This is a genomic window from Ruegeria sp. I3, assembly GCF_056532525.1.
Genome location: NZ_JBQFNI010000003.1, coordinates 186928 through 203274, shown reverse-complemented (window position 1 = coordinate 203274; position 16347 = coordinate 186928). Strand labels below are relative to the sequence as shown.

Annotated in this window: 15 protein-coding genes; 7 read left to right on the top strand and 8 right to left on the bottom strand. The window is 55.9% G+C overall.

The genetic code is table 11. From position 1 onward, the window contains the following. Positions 1-64 precede the first annotated feature (64 nt). The 3 genes from ACR0L9_RS09520 (at position 65) to ACR0L9_RS09510 (ending at position 2594) form a co-directional block, all read left to right on the top strand. Complete coding sequence (locus tag ACR0L9_RS09520) at positions 65-1174, top strand: hypothetical protein (RefSeq protein WP_480895499.1); 1110 nt, start codon at positions 65-67, stop codon at positions 1172-1174. Between the two features lie 154 nt (positions 1175-1328). Beyond that, positions 1329-2273 carry a fatty acid desaturase family protein gene (locus ACR0L9_RS09515; RefSeq protein WP_480895498.1) on the top strand — a complete coding sequence of 315 codons (945 nt, stop codon included), beginning with the start codon at positions 1329-1331 and terminating at the stop codon, positions 2271-2273. Between the two features lie 3 nt (positions 2274-2276). Next, on the top strand, positions 2277-2594 hold the full coding sequence (locus tag ACR0L9_RS09510; RefSeq protein WP_170635751.1) for a non-heme iron oxygenase ferredoxin subunit: 318 nt from the start codon (positions 2277-2279) through the stop codon (positions 2592-2594). A 7-nt stretch (positions 2595-2601) separates the two neighbouring features. Here the strand turns inward: ACR0L9_RS09510 and ACR0L9_RS09505 are convergent, their stop codons facing one another. The 4 genes from ACR0L9_RS09505 to ACR0L9_RS09490 are packed head-to-tail and all read right to left on the bottom strand — an operon-like array spanning position 2602 to position 5997. Then, positions 2602-3483 carry an amino acid ABC transporter permease gene (locus ACR0L9_RS09505; RefSeq protein WP_170407012.1) on the bottom strand — a complete coding sequence of 294 codons (882 nt, stop codon included), beginning with the start codon at positions 3481-3483 and terminating at the stop codon, positions 2602-2604. Positions 3484-3536: 53 nt separating this feature from the next. After that, positions 3537-4370, bottom strand: coding sequence for a transporter substrate-binding domain-containing protein (locus ACR0L9_RS09500; RefSeq protein ID WP_170393843.1), 834 nt, complete (start codon positions 4368-4370; stop codon positions 3537-3539). Positions 4371-4406: 36 nt separating this feature from the next. Next, positions 4407-5249 (bottom strand): amino acid ABC transporter permease, encoded by an 843-nt coding sequence (locus ACR0L9_RS09495; protein ID WP_170407009.1) that lies wholly within the window; start codon positions 5247-5249, stop codon positions 4407-4409. A gap of 1 nt (position 5250) precedes the next feature. Then, positions 5251-5997 (bottom strand): amino acid ABC transporter ATP-binding protein, encoded by a 747-nt coding sequence (locus tag ACR0L9_RS09490; protein ID WP_480459463.1) that lies wholly within the window; start codon positions 5995-5997, stop codon positions 5251-5253. A 269-nt stretch (positions 5998-6266) separates the two neighbouring features. Here ACR0L9_RS09490 and ACR0L9_RS09485 point away from each other — a divergent pair, with 269 nt between their 5' ends. The 3 genes from ACR0L9_RS09485 to ACR0L9_RS09475 are packed head-to-tail and all read left to right on the top strand — an operon-like array spanning position 6267 to position 8845. Beyond that, entirely contained in the window at positions 6267-6845 is a 579-nt protein-coding gene (locus ACR0L9_RS09485; RefSeq protein ID WP_170511709.1) for a peroxidase-related enzyme, read from the top strand. 11 nt (positions 6846-6856) lie between these two features. Next, positions 6857-7444, top strand: coding sequence for a helix-turn-helix transcriptional regulator (locus tag ACR0L9_RS09480; protein WP_170393837.1), 588 nt, complete (start codon positions 6857-6859; stop codon positions 7442-7444). A 12-nt stretch (positions 7445-7456) separates the two neighbouring features. Continuing rightward, positions 7457-8845, top strand: a complete 1389-nt coding sequence (locus ACR0L9_RS09475; RefSeq protein ID WP_170611452.1) for an MATE family efflux transporter — start codon at positions 7457-7459, stop codon at positions 8843-8845. Here ACR0L9_RS09475 and ACR0L9_RS09470 read toward each other — a convergent pair. Genes ACR0L9_RS09470 through ACR0L9_RS09455 form a run of 4 tightly spaced genes read right to left on the bottom strand, consistent with a single transcriptional unit; the run spans position 8820 to position 15148 of the window. Then, positions 8820-10073, bottom strand: a complete 1254-nt coding sequence (locus tag ACR0L9_RS09470) for an NAD(P)/FAD-dependent oxidoreductase (protein ID WP_480895497.1) — start codon at positions 10071-10073, stop codon at positions 8820-8822. The genes ACR0L9_RS09475 and ACR0L9_RS09470 overlap by 26 nt on opposite strands. 11 nt (positions 10074-10084) lie before the next feature. Continuing rightward, positions 10085-11098, bottom strand: coding sequence for an Ldh family oxidoreductase (locus tag ACR0L9_RS09465; protein WP_480895496.1), 1014 nt, complete (start codon positions 11096-11098; stop codon positions 10085-10087). Positions 11099-11158: 60 nt separating this feature from the next. Beyond that, on the bottom strand, positions 11159-12679 hold the full coding sequence (locus ACR0L9_RS09460) for a trimethylamine methyltransferase family protein (RefSeq protein ID WP_170393827.1): 1521 nt from the start codon (positions 12677-12679) through the stop codon (positions 11159-11161). Between the two features lie 15 nt (positions 12680-12694). Next, positions 12695-15148 (bottom strand): GcvT family protein, encoded by a 2454-nt coding sequence (locus tag ACR0L9_RS09455; protein ID WP_170422564.1) that lies wholly within the window; start codon positions 15146-15148, stop codon positions 12695-12697. A 255-nt stretch (positions 15149-15403) separates the two neighbouring features. Between ACR0L9_RS09455 and ACR0L9_RS09450 the strand changes: the two genes are divergently transcribed. Beyond that, positions 15404-16297, top strand: a complete 894-nt coding sequence (locus tag ACR0L9_RS09450; RefSeq protein WP_170732625.1) for a LysR substrate-binding domain-containing protein — start codon at positions 15404-15406, stop codon at positions 16295-16297. The last annotated feature ends 50 nt before the right edge of the window (positions 16298-16347 follow it).

Here is a 16347-nt window from a genome sequence, read left to right as displayed (position 1 = left end):
ATCCTAATGTCAGCCATTATCACTTTCAAATGGATTGCCGGCGGCTCTAGGCCGTAAGTTGATAATGTCAAGTAATCAGGAGATGTCGATGTCCGACATGACGCCAGAGCGGGGCGCTTACAATCTGCTGGTCAATTGCGCCCGCGCGGCGGCGGGTGAAAGGCTGCTGATTGCCTATGAACCTGCAGAGTTTGGATATTTCGACGCCGACAGCGTAAATGTTGTCAGTCAGGCGGCCCGTAAACTTGGGCTGGGGGTCGACACGATTGATGTGGGCTTCAATCCGGACAATCCGCAATTATCGCCCGATCTGCTTGCCCGGTTCGAAGCGGCAGACATCATTCTATTTCTGGCCCGGCTTGGGGATCAGTTGCGGTTCTCGGACATGCCGCAGGGTAAGAAAGTCATCGTTAGCTTCGCTTTAACCAAAGAAATGCTGGGATCTGGTTTTTCCAACGGCCACCACGATGCGTTCATGGAGCTTAAGGCCGATATCAACGCGGTCTTGGACGCGGCCAGCGAGGTGCGGATCACTTGCCCTTTGGGCACTGATGTAAGCGGTCGTCCAGTGATGAACCTGCAACCCTCGGGCGACACCTCGATCCTGCGTTTTCCGATGTCAGTCTTTACCCCGGTTCCTGCCCACAGTTTCTCGGGCCGTGTGGCGATCAGTTTTCTGACGGGAACGGGGTCGAAGTATTACGATGACTACACCATCGAATTCGACCGCCCCGTCTTTGCGATGATGGAGAATGGGCGGCTGCAGCGTTTTGACGGCGATCCCGCCAACGCCGCACGGGCCGAGGCGCATTATGATCGGGTAGCCAATCAGTTGGGAATTGATCGCAATTTCGTGCACTCTTGGCACGCAGGTATCCATCCGGGCTGCGGCTACCCCTGGGATATGCGCGAAAACTATGAACGCTGGGGTGGCTCCGCTTTCGGAAATCCACGCATCCTGCATTTCCACACCTGCGGGGCGTACGCCCCCGGTGAAATCAGCTGGAACATTATTGATCCTTCCATCGAAATCGATGGCGTAACTTATTGGGACCGCGGTACATTCCATGCCGAACGGTTGCCTTGCGGTCAATCAATCCTGGATCGGCACCCCTGCGCGGCCGCCCTGTTCGCCCATCCCGATCCGGATATCGGTCTGCGTGCAGTTGGCTGATCAATAGCGGCTTGATCGAATCACAAGCTGTGGAAATACTCTTTGATAATAGGGTCTGTTCGAGTTGGCCCTATGGTGCGGAGCACTCCCGTCTCCGGTGCCGGAATATGCGCAGAGGGCAAGACCCCCGCTCCGGCAAAATCATGGAAATCACATGTCAAAAGCTATTGTTACGCCGCTGACTCAGGCTCTGGCCGAAGGAAAACTGACGCGCGAAGAACTCAAGGGATTCATGCAACGCTCGAACGCGCCAGGGTTACGTCATCTTGCAATGTGGGTTTCGGTGCTGACCTGCACGACAACATTGATCACCCTAGTCTGGAACAGTTGGCTGATTTGGCCCGCGATGTTTCTGCAAGGGGTCGTCTTGGTGCATCATTTCTCACTTCAGCATGAGTGTGTACACTATACCGTGTTTCGCACCCGGTGGTTGAATGATCTGGTTGGTCAGATTTGCGGGCTGATCATCATTCTGCCCCATCGGTTCTTCCGATACGAACATTGTGATCATCACACGTATACGCAACTGAACGGAGAGGATCCCGAACTGATCCCGCTGCCCAAATCCCTTGGCGAGTACTTTTTGTACCTGTCAGCCCTGCCTTATTGGCGCGGTAAGTTTACTGAGCTGTTCCGACATGCCTTTGGGAAGCTCAGCAAGGCCGAGTTGAGTTTCATTCCCAAAGAGGAGCATCAGTCGGTCTATTGGGACGCGCGCCGCATGCTGGCCATTTACGCTTTGATCTTTCTGGCTATGGCCTCCACCGGATGGTGGGGATTGATCTGGTATTGGATCATACCCCTGTTTCTGGGTGAGCCGGTGATGCGATTCATACGAATGACCGAGCATGTCGGACGTCCCACCGTGGCGCAGATGTCAGAAAACACGCGCACCAATCTGGTGTCAAAGCCGATGTCATTTTTATGCTGGAATATGAACTATCATGCCGAACATCACTATGTCGCCTCAGTTCCCTTCCACGCTCTGCCCCGTCTGCATGAGAAGCTAAAGGATCATATCTTCGTCGAAAAAGGTGGATATCTGGCTGCGCATCGCGACATTCTGCGGCAGATCATGCAACGCAAAGCCGAGGCCTGAGAGATGGCGGCAGACAAATCTTGGCGCGATGTGATCGAGGCATCGAAGCTGGAAGAAAACTGGGTCACGCGGGTTCAGATCGGACCCAGATTGATTGCGGTTTATGACACGCCCAGCGGTGTCTATGCCTCGCTGGCATTGTGCAACCATGGCGGGGCTGATCTGTGTGACGGCTATTTTGATGGGCATGTTATCGAATGCCCATTGCACCAGGGCGCGTTCGATGTGCGTGATGGCAAGCCTGTTTCAGCGCCCGCGACCCGAGCAATGCGGGTTTTTGAGACACGGATTCAGGATGGAATGGTTCAGGTCCGAATGTGACCTGAACCTAGCGCTTGTCAGATCGTTTCTCTAGCCGCGCAAAGATGCGGCTGAGGCCGAAGCAGACGACAAAATAGAATGCAGCCGTTGTGATCCATGCCTCAAAGATCATCCGGGACGAAGCGACCAACTCGACGGTCTTGTAGGTCAGTTCCTGAACCGAGATCAGCGACAAGATCGAGCTGTCCTTGATTAGTGAGATGAACTGGTTGGCCAGCGGCGGCACGACCTTTTTCATCGCCTGCGGCAGCACGACATAGCGAAGCTCTTGCAAACGGCTCATACCGATCGAGCGTGCAGCTTCGCGCTGACCTTTCGGGATCGACTGGATACCTGCTCGGACAATTTCGCCGACAAATGCGCTTTCAAACAGCGCCAGAACGATGACACCTGAGACAAGCGACGGAAAGCGCCGCATCTCACCAAAGAAAAATGTCCAGATCTGGTTGTCTTCCTGCCGCGCAATTCCACGTGCCCAGCGTTCAAGGTTTAGTGCGTCGATCAGTTGCTGCGACAGGAAGAAAAAGAAAATAAAGACAACAACAACCGGTGGCACATTACGCAGAAATTCAAGATAAGTGCGTGCCAGCATGCGTATGGTCAGGTTGGCAGAACAGCGCGCGATCCCCAGAATTGTACCCAGAATGAGCGCCAAAATGCCGGAATAGATGCTGATACGAACCGTCGCCACCAAGCCTTGCAGCAATAGATTGGCAAAATACTCTTCTCGCCCAGTATGCCAGCCGACGATGTAGCTGGGGATCAATTCCCACCGCCACTTATAGTTCAGCGTACCTTCGATCGACAGCCAGATATATCCGAAGAAGGCGATCAATACCGCCACGATCAGATAATCTGGCCATCTGAGTTTTTTAAGAAATTCAGGCACCTGGGCGCTCCGCTTCAGGCCCGAGGGCGGCTGACCCGCCCCCGGCTAATTGGTTATTGGGCAACCTGGTCTGCCCACTCTTCAGTTGCGAACCAATAGTTGTGACGCTCTTCCAACCAACCCGACCGCCAGTTCTGAGCGATCCAATTGTTGAAAAAGTTCATGGCATCCGGATCGCCCTTGCGTACTCCGAACGCTTCGCCACGCGGATCATAGAGGTTATCGAACGGAACGGTCAGAGTTTCCGGATGGCGACCGGCCTCGCGGTTCGGCGTAGGTTGAGCCGCCATCGAAGCATGAGCGTTTCCGTTTAGCACTTCTTGCGTTGATGCACCGTCTTCATCAAACAACAGCAGCGTCGCGTTGGGGAAGTTTTCCGCGATCACCGTAGCTGGTGTCGCCCCGCGACGAGCGGCAAAGGTGACCTCAGGTTTATTGAAATCTTCCAAAGACATACCATCGGTCAACTGTTTGTTAGCCATAATAGCTAGGCCCGAATACGCGTAAGGATCGGTGAAGTTGATCGTCAAGTTTCGCTGCGCAGTCACCGACATGCCCGAGATGATCACGTCGAAATTGCCAGATACGAGCGCCGGGATGATGCCATCCCAGGCGGTCGGTACAAACTCGACCTCTACACCCATGTCCTCGGCCAGCTTGCGACCGACATCCAGTTCGAACCCGATCAGATCACCATTCTTGTCGCGCATCGACCACGGCACGAACAGCGAAAGACCAATCCGGATTACCCCATCCTGTTTGATCGTTTCAATCACACTTTCGCGGGACAGTTCCTGAGTCGCACTTTGCGCCCAGCCTGAGGTCGCCATGCCTGTTGCCACGACCGCGCCCAGGGCCGCCCCGAGCATTCTGCGAGATAGCTTCATCTTGGTTCTCCTTGTTGTCCGGTTGAGTTCTTGTGGTTATTGGTCGACGGCATATTTCTTCTCCAGATAGCTAACGCCAATCGACAGGATCAGGGTCACCACCAGATAGACCAGCGCGATGGTGAACCATATTTCGAAACTCATATACGTGTCGGATATGATATTGCGTCCGAATGTGGTGAGTTCGGCCACGGCAATGACGCTGACAATAGCCGAGGATTTAATCAAGTGGACGACCTCGCCCGTCATGGGCGGCAGCATAAAGCGAACAGATTGCGGTAGAATGATATATCTGTAGGTCTGATAGGGGGTCATACCGATAGACTTGGCCGCCTCCCACTGACCAGATGGGATGGCGTTGATCCCCGCCCGCAGGATTTCTGAAATCAAGGCTGAATGAAACACCGCCAAGGTCAAGATGCTGGCGGTATATCGATCAAATCCAAAGATAGGACCCAGGACATAATAGAACAGGTAAAGCAGAACCAGCAGCGGGATATTGCGGATCAGTTCAAGGTAGGCAACCGCGACAGCCGTACCAATCACCAAGCCCGACAAGCGCAGTAGCGCCACCAGTAACCCGATGACGGTTGCCAGCAGAAACGATATGACGGACAGTTTGATCGTGGCGACCAGTCCGATGGGAATTTCGCCCCACTCGAACCCAATCTCGGTGTTGCGGTACAGGAATTGGGGCACGCGATACCACTGCCAATTATAGCCCATACCCTGCGCGCCAACATATGACCCGTAGGCGATCAACCCGACAATAACCGCATAGATCACGACGGACACTAACACCGAGCCAAAGAACCGCTTGTATAGTGGTGGCTTCGGCAGCGCTTGCCCGCGTCCCTGTGATATGCCCAGATCGGTCACGTTAGTGTTCCAATATCTGGTTCAGGAATAGACGGCAGCGCTCGCTTGACGGGTTGGTGAAGAACTGATCGGGCGGCGAGATTTCAACGATCTGCCCCGACTCCATAAAGACCATCGTGTCGGCGACCTTGCGCGCAAACCCCATCTCATGCGTGACAACCACCATGGTCATGCCGGTATCGGCCAGTTCAACCATCACATCCAGCACCTCATTGATCATTTCGGGATCAAGCGCGGATGTCGGTTCATCAAACAGCATGATCCGTGTTTCCATGCATAAGGACCGCGCGATCGCGACGCGCTGTTGCTGCCCCCCCGACAATTGCGCCGGGTACTTATCGGCCTGCTCGGGAATATGAACGCGATCAAGATAATTGCGCGCGGTTTCCTCGGCCTGCGCCTTGGATAGCTTGCGCACCTTCATCGGTCCGATCATCAGGTTTTCAAGCACAGTCAGGTGCGGAAACAAGTTGAACTGCTGGAAGACCATGCCGACTTCCTGTCGCAGTTCACGGATTTCCTTGGCACCTTCATAGACTTCGATCCCATCGATCACGAGACGCCCGGAATTATGCCACTCTAACCCGTTGAAACAGCGGATCAGCGTGGATTTTCCCGATCCGGACGGGCCGCAGATTACCACCTTCTCGCCCTGATGAACGGTCAGATCGATGTTCTTGAGCGCATGGAAAGTCCCATAGAACTTATCCAGATTGGTCACTTCGATCATGGGGGAGAGCTGTGTCATACCGAACCTGTCAAGATGCGGATCAGCTGGCGCCGCTGATCTATGACGCTGTGGTAGTGCGATCGCAACATGAGGTCATGCACGCATGCGCACGAAGTCATTCGCGGCGATTCAGGCAGAGTGGAGAGATCTGGCAAAGCTTCAGAATCCTCAAATTCGTTGCGCGCTGTTCAATATGGTTGCTTAATGTGCAATATTCGTCAATAAAAAACTCAGCCGAACGGCACACGCCGCGAAAATAGAAACAGAAAACACGAGAGGAAACGTGAATGTCCGCCTGGATTCGGATGATATCTGACGAAGATGCCGACGAGCACCTGAGAGCGACTCTGGATCTGGCGCGCACACCACACGGGACCGTGGACAACGTGATGCGTGTGCATTCACTGCGTCCCAACACCATGAAAGGTCACGTCATTCTGTATCGCGCGTGCCTGCATGATGAAGCCAATTCCATACCCATGTGGTTTCAGGAAGTCATCAGCTCTTACGTATCGACGTTGAACACCTGCCCCTATTCTTATGCCAACCACTGGGCAAACGCCCGACATCTGATCGGTGACGACGCACGCGCCGACGCAATCGAGGCCGCGTTAAAGGCCCACCGGCCGCAGGATGCATTTGAAGGTGCGCAGTTGGCCGCGCTGATCTATGCGCAAAAGCTGACCCTGTCGCCGGGTGCAATGGAGGAATCCGAAGTTCGCGCATTGAAAGATGCCGGCTGGGAAGACGGAGAGATTCTCGAGATCAACCAGATCGTCGGATATTTCAATTATGCCAACCGATTGCTGAATGGTCTGGGTGTCACAACGGAAGGGGACGTGGTGGGCTACTACGCCGAGGAATGACGGATTGAATCATGCACGATGACACGCCGGGAAGACAGATTGATCGCGCTATTGGTGCCTCGCTCAGGGAGCTGCGCCAAAGCCGCAAGCAATCCGCCCGTCGGTTGGCAGAACAGTCTGGTATCTCAGCTGCTATGGTCAGCCGTATCGAAAACGGGTTGGTCTCTCCGTCAATCGATACGCTGGCTGCACTTGCCGAAGCGTTAGAGGTACCAATCGTATCGCTGTTTCGCGAAGCGCGGACAGACCACACCGACTATACGCTGGTTCGCCATGGCGAAGGGCTAAAGTCTACGCGACTGGCGGGCGGCCATTCGCACGAATACGTCAACCTTGCGCTGCATTCCCGGAAGGACCTGCGCTTTCAGGCCCGTCGTGTCACGTTGTTGCGCGATGAGGGGCAGCCACCCACTTATGTCGGCCATGGCGTCGTGTTTGTGCAGGTTCTCGAAGGGCAGGCCATCTATCGCTATGGCGAGGCCCGATTTACTCTTTCAGCAGGAGACAGCATCAGCGTCGATGCAGAGCTGAATCACGGCTTCGAAGAGGTTCTGACCCCAGAGTTCGTATTCCTGACCGTTCAGGCCGAACGTCCGTAGTGGCCAGTTGATATGGCCATCCCAACTGAAATTGATCTGACGCGCGGGCCAATCTCGACCCATTTCAGAACCCTGGCGATCCCGGGCGCTATCGGGATGTTGTTCAACACTCTCTACAACGTTGTCGACATGTTCTTCGCCGGCCTTCTCTCGACCAGCGCGCAGGCTGGATTGGCACTAGGGTTTCAGGCCTTTTTCATTGCCATTTCGGTCGGGGTCGGGTTGGGTGCCGCGATGAGCGCGCTGGTCGGCAACGCATTAGGCGCTGGAGACACTCGCGCAGCGCGGCGGTTTGCAGCACAGGGAATGATCTATGGTTTCATTGCAGCCTGTGTTCTGGCGGCGGCTGGTCTCTGGTACGGCCCTGCGCTGATAAATCTGGTTTCGGAACCGGGACCTTATCGCGATGCAGGTTTGCGTTATTTCCACTGGCTCCTATTGGCCTTGCCCGGATTTCTTCTGGCCTTCGGTTGCAATGGCATTCTTCAGGCACATGGTGACGCGGTTTCGATGCAACGCGCCCTCATGGTGGCGTTTTTTGCCAATATCGGTCTGAACCCCCTCTTGATCTACGGCATTCCGGGCATGATCCCGGGCATCGGATTTGATGGCCTCGCTGTATCGACGGTGATCAGCCAGACCGGTGTGATGGTGTTTCTGATCCGTCAGGTCCTCAGACGCCGCAGGATGAGGCGCATGCGCCCCCGAAACTTCATTCCGCGCCTACAGAAGTTCAAGGAGATCTCGGTTCAGGTGCTTCCCACAGCGACATCTTTCTTCGTGATGCTGCTGTCAGGTTTCGTCATGCAGTTCGCCCTGAAAATCTTTGGAGAGCACGCAATCGCTGGCTTTGGCATTGCCATTCGGCTTGAGCAGATTTTGCTTTTGCCGGTGCTGGGGGTCACGGGGGCACTGCTGCCCATCGCGTCCCAGAATTTCGGTGCCCGCGACTATGAAAGGGTACGCGAGGCACTGTTTTATTGCTGGAAAGTCGGGTTCATCATGACCGCCATCGCAGCCCCCATATTGTGGATTTTTGGCCGCCTTATGATGGGCTTTTTCACCGACGATCCCGAAGTGATCCGCGTCGGACTTAGCTATCTACGTGTCGATAGTCTGATCCTCCCGATCTACATGATGCTGTTTTCCATCAACTCGCTATTGCAAGCCTTGAAGCGACCGATCTGGACCGTGTGGATCAGCCTATATCGTCAAGGATTTGGCGTCGCCTTTTTTGTCTGGATTTTCGTCGGCCTGCTCGGCTTTAACGAAATTGGTGTCTGGTTCGGCACCGCAGGTGCCGTGGTGACTGGCTGGATGATCGCGTTGCTGATGACGTCCCATGTGGCTCAAAAAGAGCTGGGCGGGCTTTGGCTCAGGACGAGAACCGATCTGGGCTGAAGGCTTCTATATCGATTATATCGATGTCCGGTGATCTGCCAGCAATTACATCTGCGATTATCCGCGCCGTCGTCGCGCCCAGTGTCAGGCCAAGCTGTCCGTGACCCGTCGCAAAGGCGACGTTAGCCAGTCGCCTGCTGCGGCCAATGATCGGACGTGTGTCCGGTGTAAACGGGCGGCGACCCATCCGGCGTTCCGCATTATCAGTCTTCAAACCCGGTAATACACGGCATGCACGCCTGACCAGCACATCGGCTCGGTTCCAATTCGGCTGCGCGTTCAGGTCGGCAAATTCTGCGGTACCAGCCACTGCCAGCGCCTGCTGATACGGTGTAATGCCAAACCCACCTTTGGCATAAAACACCGTATGGCGGAGCTCGACCCCGCTATCTTTCAACGCAGTCGAATATCCGATCACCCCTTCCATCCTCAATTGAACACCCAGCGTCTTGGCCAAGATTCTAGACGGCGTTCCCGCAGCGATGACGAAATCATCTGCGCTGATCGATCGCCCATCGCTCAGCTTCACGCTTTTCACATGTTGTCCGTCCTGCGTAAAACCGATTGCTCTTCCTGCCACGACTGCCCCACCGCGGCTGCTAAAACTCTGCGTCAGCGTTTCAACCAATACCTTAGGGTCCGTCACAAAACTCCAGTCTCTAAGCAAAGCTGCATGTTTGAAATCAGATGCTATTGCAGGATCGATTTCATGCGCTTCCTGACCTGTAACTTGATCAATTGTGCAACCCAGCTCACGCGCTAGTTCAAAAGCTGCGCGCATGGTCGCAAGGTCATTGTCGTCGTCAAACAACTTGATTACCGGCCGTTCGACCAAAAGCTCAGGATGGCCTACATCTAAAAGCTGAGCCTTGAAATCCGCTGTTGCAGCAAACGTAAGTCTTGCCAGATCGGAGGCGATTGCGCGCATTTTCGAGCGACGCGCATTGGCCGTAAACCGTGCAAACCACGGCAGCAATTTCACCGCTGAGGCCGGGCGCAATGTCAACGGGGCCTCGGCATCCAGCAACCAGCCCGGCACTTTCATCAGCATCCCCGGCTGCGACAACGGCACGATCTCACCGACTGCGATACAACCGCAGGAAGCCCAACTCGCGCCCTCACCAACCGGACCCGGTTCTACGACGGTGACCTCGTGGCCCTGCGACTGCAATGTCAGCGCACAGGATATTCCGACGATGCCGCCGCCAATTACAACCACCCGTGCCATTACTGGGACCCCTACAGAAGTTCGCGAAGTTGCTTCATCAAGTCCGCCGTGACGCGAACACCATCCGCTTCGGCGGCAGCACGTTTCTTCAAGCGGCCATCTCCGGGAACGCGGGCATCCCCGTTACCTTCAATCTCAGCGCAGATGCGTTGGACATAGCCTTCAAATGCGGCATTCCCGAAACGCGCCGGATCAATCGCGATCAACGTTGAGCCGCCCTTGATATTCAAGGCACCGTGCGCTTCGCGGTTGGCATTGTCCACGGACAATGTTCCACCGGCCAGTGCCGCGCCAAGAACTTCGATCAGGAAGGCGATCGCCGCGCCTTTGTGCTCGCCAAACGGCAACAGACTGCGGGTCTCCAAAATCGCGTTGGGATCGCTGGTTGGCTGACCGTTCGGGTCAAGCCCCGCAGGGCGCGGCAATTCGTGCCCTTCAGCCGCGGCCATCCGGATGTCCATCAGCGCAACCATTGACGAGGCCTGATCCCAAACAACCGGCGCACGACCCGGTCGCGGGCAAGCAAAGGACATCGGATTGGTGCCAAAAACAGGGCGGGTGCCGCCTTGCGGCACCACCATCGAGAGCGAGTTCACAACACCTAGCGCTACCAGCCCAGCGTCCGCCAGCGGACCTGTATCGAAACGTAGTGCCCCCAGATGGTGGCAATTGGCACAAGTAAACGCGGCAATACCATTCGCGCGCGCCATTTCAATAAGCTCGTCTCGCGCTTTGGCGGCCACGATCTGGTAATAGCCATTGTCACCATCTCCGCGCAGAACCCCCGGTGCGATCCGTTCGACACTCGGGTCGGCCTCGGGGTTGGCATATCCCGAAGAAAAGCTCTGCGCATAAACAGGCAACATCCTTAACCCATGGCTACGCGGGCCGTCGCGCTCGCTCATCCGCACAAGCCCGGCCAGAACCGTGCTGCCATGTTCATCCATGCCTGCAGCCACAAGGACAGATTTTGCCAATTCCTCTACTTCGTCGAGTGAGAGAGCGATCGTCGAGTTATCGGCCATGTGCCTAATCCTGTCGTTGGTTGAGGAAACGGGCACATAAGTGCCCGCTTGCAGATCTGTTTAGGCGCTGTATTCTACCCGCTTCTTAGCGACGAATTCATCCAACGCCCCGCGCTGATCGTCCGGCATTGGTGGTTGGACGTAGGTGTTCAGCATACGCTGCGCCTCTTCCGTGCCAACGGTTTCTGCGGTTTTAGCACCTTCTGCTTCCCACTGTTCAAAGCTGTCATTGTTTTGCAAGTGGTTCATATGCATTGGGTTTTCGCGCGTGTGGTCAGTACCAAGGAAGTGCCCACCCGGTCCGATTTTGTCAATGTCGCCCAGCAACGTGTCCAGATTTTCCTCTTGCAGGCCGCTGAAGAAACGGTGGAAGTTCTCCAACTGCAACGCGTCCTGCACCCATTTTGAGTAGCTGACCCCAAGCGCGCCTTCAAGGAAGCCTGCTGAGTGTACGATGTAGTTTGCACCGCCCAGAAGCACCGGCCACATGGTGTTTGCGGTGTCGAACGCAGCCTGCATATCCGGGGATTTCGATCCGGTCCACATGGTACAGGTTCGCCATGGCACACCATAAAACCGAGCCATCTGCCCCACCAGAAGGTTCATCAGCCCGGGTTCCGGAGAGCCCATCATCGGTGCACCTGTCTTCATCGAAACGCCCATAATTGCCACCCCCAGCACCATCGGGGCTCCGCGCCGGATGATCTGGCTGTAGGCCATACCGGCCAGAGATTCTGCGATCAGCAGCGCCACACCACCCTGCGGGCTTGCAGGTGTGCTCGCCCCGGCAAGAACAAAGGGCGACAGCAGGCAGGGCTGGTTGGCGGCGGCATAGACGCGCAGGCTCTGCAACATGGTCTCATCCCAGACCAACGGTGTGTTGCAGTTCAGCAGGGCTGCCATCACCACATTGTTGTCAACAAACTCCTCACCAAACACGATGCGAGTCATCTCTACCGAGTCCAACGCCGCCTGTTCGGATAGAACTGAACCCTTGATCGGTTTGTCGGTCAGCGTCAGTGCGGCATGAACCAGCTCCAAGTGGCGTTGCGGCACGGGGACATCCTGCGGCTCAACCGGCAAAATACCCGGCACCATCATCGACTGACTCATCTGACTGAGTTTGAAGAAATTATGCGCATCCTCCAGCATCGAAGGGCGACGCACACCGTCCAGACCATAGACAAACGGCGCGCCATACGCATTGGCAAAGACCGAATGCCGATTGCCCACCCGCAGCGAGCGTTCCGGGTTGCGCGCGGCATAGCCCCATTCCGAGGGAACGGCCGAGATCAGGTCCATCAGCATCTCGCGTCCGATGCGCACCCGCTCACCCTGCACATCCGCACCGTACTTCTTCCAATCCGCTAAGGCCACCGGATCGCGGAACTCAATCCCTGTGGTTTCAAGTATAGTCATGGCCGCGTTGTGGATTTTCTCAACGCCTTCGGGACCAAGCAGATCAATCGGGCCAACTTTGCGGTTCAGCGTCGACAAGTAGACAGGGGGCGGGTTGGTGCGAGCCTTGACCCGCGCGGCACGTCCACCGCCACGGCCCGAGCGTGCTTTGACTTCTGCCATCTCAAATCCTCCTGATCAGGCGCGCGCGCGGGCGCTGGTGGGATCAACGGCGCAGGTATCGATCACTTCGGCCTCGCGCATTTCATTGTGGATGAGCACCTGCATTTTGGTGCCGGGTGCCGTCATCTCGTGTGGAACCAGCGCCATCGCAATGTCGTGGTTGCAGTAATACGAGAATCCGCCCGAAGTGACGCGTCCGATCAGCTTGCCATCGGCATAGACGCCTTCGTCAAACATCACCGAGGTGTCGCAGAACGGCAGCTTCAGTGTGACCAGTGTGTTGTATCCACCCTGCTCCTGCTGCTGTTGCAACGCGGCTTTGCCGATGAAATCACGTTCGGCCACCTGCCCGCCGATCTTCTCGGTCATTGCAACGAAACGGCCCAAATCGGCCTCATATGGGGTCAGGTCCTTGCAGATTTCGCGGTTGATTGCGCGATAGGATTTCTCAAGCCGCATCGACTCCAACGCTTCAAGCCCGAAAGGTTTCACACCCGATTTCAGCAGCAAATCAACGAGGTGGCGATTGTACCCGACCGGGTGGTGCAGTTCCCATCCCAACTCACCGGTGTAGGAGACGCGCAACAAGTGCACACCTTTGGCATAGCCCACCTCGCCCATCTGTGCCGACAGCCATGGGAATGCTTCGTTCGACAAATCATTATCGGTCAATGGTTGCAGGATGTCCCGTGCCTTGGGCCCAGCCAGTGCGATCACGCCCAGCTGTTCTGAGATATCCTCGATCACCACCGAGCCATCACCTGGCAGCACGCGCTGTAACTGATCCCAATTGTAGGCTCGCCAGTTCGGCGTCGATATCAGGTAGAAATCGTCGTCGGCATAGCGCACGATTGTGTACTCCGCATCCATGCCGCCCTTATCGTTCAACATCAGCGACAAGGTCATGCGGCCCACCTTGGGCAGCTTGTTGGCCATCAGGCTATCCAGCCATTTGGCGGCACCCGGCCCACGCACTGTGAACTTGGTCATCGGCGACATTTCGATGAAGCCAGCCTCTTCACGGGTGGTGCGCACCTCTTCCTGGACACGCTCCATATGGTTGGTGCGGCGGAAACTGTGTTCGGGGATCGCCTCTTCGGGCGATTTGGCAAACCAGCGAGGAAATTCGTAGCCGTTAAAGCTGGTCCAAACCGCGCCCTGAGCAGTCAAAAGATCATATGACCCCATGGTCTTCATCGGGCGCGCATCCGGGAAGTCCTCACCCGGAACATGCGCATCCATATGGGTGCCCCATGTCTCGCGCACCTTATCCATGGTCCAACGTTTTGAGGCGTAGTCCGAGAATCGACGCGGGTCGAGCTCCGACATATCCATGCCCGGATCGCCATCGACGATCCATTTGGCCAAACGGTTACCAACGGTGCCGCCCCAGAGGATGCCACCTGGCATGCCTTCGGCCAGCCAAAGGTTCTCATGCCCCGGTGCGGGTCCGGCCAGAGGCAGCTCGTCCGGGGTCATCTGGAACGGGCCACGGGTGTTGGCCTTGATCCCAACCTCACCCAAGGTTGGCACCCGTTCGATGGCGCGTTCCCATTGGGTTTCCACGGCATCAAAATCCTCGGGCAACAGATCGGCTCCGAACTCGGGCGGGACACGATCCTCGGCGAATAGTTTGAGGTCTTTGGTGAATTCATACGGCCCGAACTGGATCCCGCCCACATCTTCGCGCAGATAAGCGCCGTAGTCCTCATCCCGCAGGATTGGGAATTCGGGCAAGCCTTGCGCCCGGCGCTCTTTCAACAGCGGCACCGTCTCGGTCGTCCAATACTGGTGAACGATCGGGATACATGGCAGGTCCAGCCCCACGCGGCGCGCATTTTCGCGGGCGTAGTTGCCGGTGGCAAAGATCAGATGCTCGCAGGTGATCTCACCCTGATTGGTGGTCACTTTCCAGTGGCCATTGTCCAGCTTCTCATAAGCCTGCGCTTCGGTGTTCTGGTATACCTTGGCGCCGGCATCCCGCGCGAGCTTGGCCAACGCCATGGTAATGTCGGCGGGATTCACATAGCCGTCTTCCGTGTGCAGAATACCACCCCGAATATCTGGACTTTGGTTCAGCAAGGGATGAATCTCGGCAATCTCCTCCGGCGTCAGCAGTTGGCAGGGCACGCCCGCAGCTTCGGCAATCGAGATATAGGACTGGAACTCATCCCAGCGCTTTTCGGTATTGGCGACCCGCAGCTGTCCTACCTTACGCAGTCCGACCGAACTGCCCATCTTCTCTTCCACCTCGGTATAGATGCGGATGGTTTCCATCGTCATCTTCGACACGTTGTGCGACCGCACAAAGGTCACTAGCAAACCAGCCGCATGCCACGTCGAACCCGAGGTCAGTGTGGTGCGTTCAAGCATAACGGCATCAGAGCATCCATGTTCGGTCAGCCCATATAGAATTGACGCCCCGACGCACCCACCTCCGACAACCACGACTTTTGCATGTGACTGCATTCTGCAACTCCTTCAAATTGTGCACGACCAACCGGGGATCGCATTGCATGAGGAAAGATCGATATGATGTCCAAGGGGCTTGAGGACCCTTGGCACATCCCTTGATCATGTCTCAAACGGTTGTGGCGAATTTTCATATTGAACTGCTGGCGGGCAATTGCAAAAAGATTCACTTTGAATAAGATCAGCTAAGCCTGATCTTCGGATAGTGCTTATATAATATTGGATGTACAAACCATCACAGGTCAAATCACCTTGCTCAATAGGCCCTACGATCTTCCACCTGTAAGTTCGCTTATCAGCTTTGAGGCTGCTGCGCGGCATGTAAGCTTCAAGACCGCTGCAGAAGAGCTGAACGTCACGCCGGCCGCAATCAGCCATCAGGTCAAAGCGCTGGAAAACGAGCTGCAATGCGCGCTGTTTCTGCGCCATCATCGCGGCGTGGAACTTACTGAAAGCGGTGCTTATCTTCTTGTTGCCCTTCAACGTGGTCTGGAAGGCATCAGCGAAGCACTTGGGCAGTTGCGGCGTCAATATGACAGAAAAGGTGTGACGATCCGCTCAACCACGGCTGTCAGTTCACTTTGGCTCACCCCGCGCCTTGCGCAATTCTGGAAGCAATACGGACATGTTTCCGTGACGCAGGTCGTGACTGACCTCGGCATCGACACGTCAAAATGCGACCTAAGTATCCATTACGGCGATTCCAGTCGCGAAACGGGCATCTTCAAGACACTATTTCACGACAAGATCATGGCGCTTTGCAGCCCAAGGTTTGCGCAACAAAATCCCATCGAACGCGTTGAAGATATTGCCAGGGTCCCCCTCATTCATCTCGACGCTCCGGATACCGGCTGGACCGACTGGCGTGCCTGGACCCAGAAACTCGGCTATGAAGGCCCGCTGAATTCCGCGCATCGGGTCAACAATTACACGATCGCGCTTCAGGCCGCGCAGGACGATATGGGCGCGGTGCTGGGATGGGAGGGACTGACCTCGGAGCTGACCGCATCCGGAAAACTGGTCAGACTGTTGCCGCAAACCATCTCATCGCAACTGGATTTCTACGTGAAACTACACAACACCTCATCCGACCGCGCCAAGCTTGTGTTCAAGTGGCTCGGCCAAGCGGCTGACGGAAAGGTTTAAACTCGGCTCAGACCTGATCAGGACGAAATATCTTGGGAGCGAAGAACGAG

Bases quoted from the DNA above. Each gene is read 5' to 3' on its own strand.
- ACR0L9_RS09520 (WP_480895499.1), top strand. From the start codon at position 65: ATGTCAAGTAATCAGGAGATGTCGATGTCCGACATGACGCCAGAGCGG.
- ACR0L9_RS09515 (WP_480895498.1), top strand. From the start codon at position 1,329: ATGTCAAAAGCTATTGTTACGCCGCTGACTCAGGCTCTGGCCGAAGGA.
- ACR0L9_RS09510 (WP_170635751.1), top strand. From the start codon at position 2,277: ATGGCGGCAGACAAATCTTGGCGCGATGTGATCGAGGCATCGAAGCTG.
- ACR0L9_RS09500 (WP_170393843.1), bottom strand. From the start codon at position 4,370: ATGAAGCTATCTCGCAGAATGCTCGGGGCGGCCCTGGGCGCGGTCGTG.
- ACR0L9_RS09490 (WP_480459463.1), bottom strand. From the start codon at position 5,997: ATGACACAGCTCTCCCCCATGATCGAAGTGACCAATCTGGATAAGTTC.
- ACR0L9_RS09485 (WP_170511709.1), top strand. From the start codon at position 6,267: ATGTCCGCCTGGATTCGGATGATATCTGACGAAGATGCCGACGAGCAC.
- ACR0L9_RS09480 (WP_170393837.1), top strand. From the start codon at position 6,857: ATGCACGATGACACGCCGGGAAGACAGATTGATCGCGCTATTGGTGCC.
- ACR0L9_RS09475 (WP_170611452.1), top strand. From the start codon at position 7,457: ATGGCCATCCCAACTGAAATTGATCTGACGCGCGGGCCAATCTCGACC.
- ACR0L9_RS09470 (WP_480895497.1), bottom strand. From the start codon at position 10,073: ATGGCACGGGTGGTTGTAATTGGCGGCGGCATCGTCGGAATATCCTGT.
- ACR0L9_RS09465 (WP_480895496.1), bottom strand. From the start codon at position 11,098: ATGGCCGATAACTCGACGATCGCTCTCTCACTCGACGAAGTAGAGGAA.
- ACR0L9_RS09460 (WP_170393827.1), bottom strand. From the start codon at position 12,679: ATGGCAGAAGTCAAAGCACGCTCGGGCCGTGGCGGTGGACGTGCCGCG.
- ACR0L9_RS09455 (WP_170422564.1), bottom strand. From the start codon at position 15,148: ATGCAGTCACATGCAAAAGTCGTGGTTGTCGGAGGTGGGTGCGTCGGG.